Annotated in this window: 5 protein-coding genes and 1 pseudogene; 1 reads left to right on the top strand and 5 read right to left on the bottom strand. The window is 69.3% G+C overall.

What is annotated here, in order from left to right; genetic code table 11:
- From ACTHJR_RS03395 to ACTHJR_RS03375, 5 genes and pseudogenes are all read right to left on the bottom strand, one after another.
- Positions 1–183, bottom strand: a pseudogene (locus ACTHJR_RS03395) (Smr/MutS family protein); the annotation flags it as partial.
- Between the two features lie 87 nt (positions 184–270).
- Positions 271–537 (bottom strand): hypothetical protein, encoded by a 267-nt coding sequence (locus ACTHJR_RS03390; RefSeq protein ID WP_440521688.1) that lies wholly within the window; start codon positions 535–537, stop codon positions 271–273.
- Positions 538–626: 89 nt separating this feature from the next.
- Positions 627–1,976 (bottom strand): DEAD/DEAH box helicase, encoded by a 1,350-nt coding sequence (locus ACTHJR_RS03385; RefSeq protein WP_440521687.1) that lies wholly within the window; start codon positions 1,974–1,976, stop codon positions 627–629.
- A gap of 219 nt (positions 1,977–2,195) precedes the next feature.
- Complete coding sequence (locus ACTHJR_RS03380; protein WP_440521685.1) at positions 2,196–2,579, bottom strand: hypothetical protein; 384 nt, start codon at positions 2,577–2,579, stop codon at positions 2,196–2,198.
- Between the two features lies 1 nt (position 2,580).
- A complete protein-coding gene (locus ACTHJR_RS03375) occupies positions 2,581–2,931 on the bottom strand; it encodes a hypothetical protein (protein WP_440521684.1) in 351 nt (116 codons plus the stop codon).
- Positions 2,932–3,126: 195 nt separating this feature from the next.
- Between ACTHJR_RS03375 and ACTHJR_RS03370 the strand changes: the two genes are divergently transcribed.
- The coding region (locus ACTHJR_RS03370) for an ABC-F family ATP-binding cassette domain-containing protein (protein WP_440521682.1) at positions 3,127–4,690 on the top strand (1,564 nt) is incomplete at its 3' end.

Below are 4,690 nucleotides of genomic sequence, written 5' to 3'. Positions count from 1 at the left end.
CAGCCCCGCATCGAGCCGCGCGTGCGCCGCGTCGAGCGTGTGGCCGTGGAGATCGAGGGTGAAGTCGGGCTCGACCGATCCGCGCGCGAAGCGGCGGTCCCAATGGGAGTCGAGCCCATCCTCCCCGGGACGGGGGGGGGGACCGCGCGGCGTCAGCCGCGTAGTGGAGGGGCCCTCCACCATTAGCCTCCTGGCTTGTTGCTTGGTTGTCGCGGGCCCCTCCACCATTCGCTGCGCGAATGGTCCCCCTCCCCGTTCCGGGGAGGATCTTTACAGCGCCACCGTCTCCGGCTCGGTCTGCTCGATCGCGGCGAGCATCATCCGCTCCCACATCGCGGCGTCGCCGGCGGCGGCCATCGCCTCGTCGGGTTCGCGCAGCGTCTTCAGCACCGCGACGGCGTCGGTCAGGTGATCGCGCCAGTGCCGCTCGACCATGCGCGAGGCGGAAGCCTCGTCGCCTTCGGCATTGATACTGGCGCGTTGGCCCGCGAGCACGCGGGCGATCCGCTCGGCGGCGGACATGGTGGCAATGGGCATCGTCATCTCCTCGCGGGGTTCAACCCGCGAGGAGGCGCGACGATCCGTAATCGGCTGGCCGCGATGGGCCAGCCGTCATGGGCTGACGGTTATGCGCTGGCCTGGCTGCGGCCGCCGCCCTGGCCGCCCCGGCCCCGGCGGCGATTGCCGCCCCGGCCGCGCGGCGCATAGGGGTTGGCCGGGCGCGGATCATGCGTCTTCTTGGGCGGACGCACGCCGCGCGGACCGCGCGGACGCTCGTCGCGTTCCTGCTGCGCGGTGACCGATTGCTTCGAGCGGATCGAGGCGATCCGCGCCGCCTCGGCCAGGAAATTCTCCGGCAGCGCCTTGAGCGGCACCTTCTGGCGGATCAGCCGCTCGATGTCGCGCAGATACGGACGCTCGTCCTCGGCCACGAAGCTGATCGCGATGCCGTCGTTGCCGGCGCGCGCGGTGCGGCCGATGCGGTGGACGTATTGCTCGGGCACGTTGGGCAGCTCGAAATTGATCACATGGCTGACGCCCGACACGTCGATGCCGCGCGCGGCGATGTCGGTCGCGACCAGGATCGGCACCTCGCCCGACTTGAACGCGGCGAGCGCGCGCTCGCGATTGGCCTGGCTCTTGTTGCCGTGGATCGCATTGGCCGCGACGCCGTTGCCGCCGAGCAGCCGCACGACGCGATCGGCGCCGTGCTTGGTGCGGGTGAAGACCAGCACGCGGTCGATCGTCGGATCGCGCAAGGTCATGGTCAGCAGCGCCTGCTTCTCGGTCTGGTTGACCAAAGTGGCGTACTGATCGACCCGCTCGGCAGTGGTCGAGGCCGGCTTGATCGAGACCAGCGCCGGGTCCTTGATGAACTGGTCGGCGAGCTCGCGGATCGACTGCGGCATGGTCGCCGAGAAGAACAGGGTCTGGCGCTGGCGCGGGACCATCTTCACGATCTTGCGCAGCGCGTGGATGAAGCCGAGGTCGAGCATCTGGTCGGCCTCGTCGAGCACCAGGGTCTCGATCAGGTTGAGGCTGACGAAGCGCTGCTCGACCAGGTCGAGCAGGCGGCCCGGCGTGGCGACCAGGATGTCGACGCCGCGGCTCATGTCCTGGCGGTTCTTGTTGATGCTGGTGCCGCCGAACACCGTCGCCACCGACAGGCGGCTGAACTTGCCGTAGGCGCGGGCGCTCTCGGCGATCTGGCTGGCGAGCTCGCGGGTCGGAGCGAGCACGAGCATGCGGCAATGCGTCGGCAGGACGCGCTTGCCGCTCTCGGTCAGGCGCTGGATCGACGGCAGCACGAACGCGGCGGTCTTGCCGGTGCCGGTCTGCGCGATGCCGAGCAGGTCGCGCCCTTCGAGCACATAGGGAATGGCCTGCGCCTGGATCGGCGTCGGCGTGGAATAACCCTTGGCCTCGAGCGCGCGGACGAGCGGCTCGGCAAGGCCGAGATCGGTGAAATTGGTCATGGAAACCTTATGTAAAAATGCCTCTCGCGCGCCGGAAAGGCGCACGGGCGGCGGGGTTGAATTGACACCCCGCGTGACTTGGGAAGCCTGTCGCTTGAACGACCGAGGCGGAGCCTGAACCCTGGCCAGGAAGCATAAGGTTCGATCACGCTGCGTTACGCCTCGATGGCGGCCAAGTAGATGCTGCACCGCAAAAAGTCAAGGTCGTCGACGGCGATGCTACCGCCCGAGCTCGCGATTGCGCAGCATCGCGACGATCATCCAGCCGATCACCAGGGCCCAGGCGATGCCGCCGACCGACGCGATGATCGGGCTGCCGCCATGGAACAGCCGCCACAGGACGATGCCCGACACGACGGCCAGGCCGGCGATCCGGCCCCACAGGCGCGCGCGGCCATGGAGCAGGATCTCGATCGCGGCGAGCAGGGCGAGCAACGCCGCGACGATCGCCAGCGTCAGCACCGAGTGCCGGAGCGCGGCGAACAATGCTTCGCGATGCCAGTTGCGGAACACCGACCCCGCGACCACGAGCACGACGGCGATCGCGATCAGGCCGGGTGGGATTCGCCGCGGGCCGGCGCCGGAATCGCCTTCGCCGGCCATATCAATAGGCGCAGACCGAGAAGTCCTCGCCGACCCAGCACGCGCTGTCACGGCGCGAACGAACCGCGCGGCCCCAGCGCGAATTGATGCCCTCTCGGGTCAGGCCGCGAACCTCGGCGAAGCCGCGCTGGGTGACATAGACGGTGACGCTGACGACGCCCTCGCCGAACGAGCGACCATGGGCCGGGCTCAGCGTGAAGGTGCCGCCGCGCGCGACATTGTACTGGCACGGCCCGCGATAGCTGGTCCCTTCGGAATCGATCACGCAGCGGGCGATCTTGGCCTGAGCCGGCGCGGCGGCGAAGCCGGGGGCGATCAGGATGGACGCGATGGCGAGCTTGCGGATGGTCATCGGACGACTCCCTGTGCTTGACGACGAAGAAGAGATACCCAACGCGCCCTCGGGTCAATCGCTTGCGCGTTTGCGCGGACGGTCGACCATCCCTATGTAACGGCGGCAAGACGGGCAGGCTCGCCCGCCGACGAAGGAGACCAGCCTTGGACAAGAAAGCGATCGCCCGATCCTTCCTCCTTGCCCAGGTGCCCCATGTCTTCCTTTCTTACGCTGGATTCGCTGTCGCTCTCGACGCCTGACGGCCGTCCCCTTCTTTCCGACCTGACTCTGTCCTTCGGCCGCCAGCGTATCGGACTGGTCGGTCGCAACGGCTGCGGCAAATCGACGTTGCTCCGCGCGATGGCGGGCGAGATCGAACCGGTTGCGGGCAGTATTGCACGCGCAGGCTCGGTCGTCTTGCTTCGCCAGGATTGGCCGAACGACACGATCAGCCTGGCCGAGGCGCTCGAGGTCGCGACGCCGCTCGAATTGCTGCGCAGGATCGAGGCGGGGACAGGCGACGCGGACGATTTCGCCGCTGCCGACTGGACGCTCGAGGAGCGCATCGCCGCCGCCCTTGCCGATGTCGGCCTGCCCGGGCTCGATCTCGACCGCCCGCTCGCCAGCCTGAGCGGCGGGCAGCGTACCCGCGTCGCCATCGCGCGCGCCGTGATCGCGGCGCCCGATTTGCTACTGCTCGACGAGCCGACCAACAATCTCGACGCCGATGGCCGGGCGGCGATCGCAGCACTGGTCGCGGGGTGGAAAGGGGGCGTCGTGGTCGCGAGCCACGATCGCGCGCTGCTCGAAACGATGGACCGCATCGTCGAATTGACGCCGATCGGTTGCCGCTCGGTCGAGGGCGGCTGGTCGGCGTTCGTCGCGATCCGCGACGCCGATCGCGCGCGCGCCGCGCACGACCTGGATCGCGCCGAAACCGGGCTTCGCCAGGCCGATCGCGCCGCGCAGGTCCAGCGCGAGAAGAAAGCGCGCCGCGACAAGGCAGGCCGCGCGTTCGGCGCCTCGGGCAGCGTGCCGCGCATCGTCGCCGGCATGATGAAGGAACGCGCCGAAGGCAGCGGCGCGCGCGAGGGTGAGGTCGCGCGCCGGCTGGTCGGCGAGGCCGAAACGGCGCGGTCGGCGGCGCGCGAGCGGGTCGAAATGGTGACGCCGCTGCGCATCGACCTGCCGCCGAGCGGCCTGTCCTCGTCGCGCGAGCTGCTGAAGCTGGAAGCGGCGATGGTCGAGCGCGGCGACCGGCGGATCGGCCCGCTCGACCTTGCGATCCGTGGTCCCGAGCGCGTCGTGCTGGCGGGGCCGAATGGCAGCGGCAAGACCAGCATGTTGCTGCTTGCCGCCGGGCTGGTCGAACCTGCCGAGGGCAAAGTGAACCGGTCGGACCGCATCGCCTTGCTCGACCAGCATGTCGGCCTGCTCGATCGCGACGCGACGATCCTCGCCAACCTGCGTGCGCTCAATCCGGAGCTGAGCGAGAACGAGGCGTACGCAGCGCTCGCCCGCTTCGCCTTCCGCAACCAGGCGGCGTTGCGGATCGTCGGCACCTTGTCGGGCGGCGAGCAGTTGCGGGCAGGGCTGGCGTGCGTGCTGTCGGCGGCGCGGCCGCCGCAATTGTTGCTGCTCGATGAGCCGACCAACCATCTCGACCTCGACTCGATCGAGGTGCTGGAGGCGGCGTTGCGGAGCTATGACGGCGCGCTGCTGGTGGTCAGCCACGATCCCGCTTTCCTCGAGGCGATCGGCATCGAGCGGGAAGTCG

The sequence above is a fragment of the Sphingomonas sp. genome (assembly GCF_051962185.1).
In the GTDB taxonomy this organism is placed as follows: Bacteria; Pseudomonadota; Alphaproteobacteria; order Sphingomonadales; family Sphingomonadaceae; genus Sphingomonas.
Note: the sequence above shows the minus strand (reverse complement) of the source record. Positions and strands in the feature narration are given on the sequence as shown.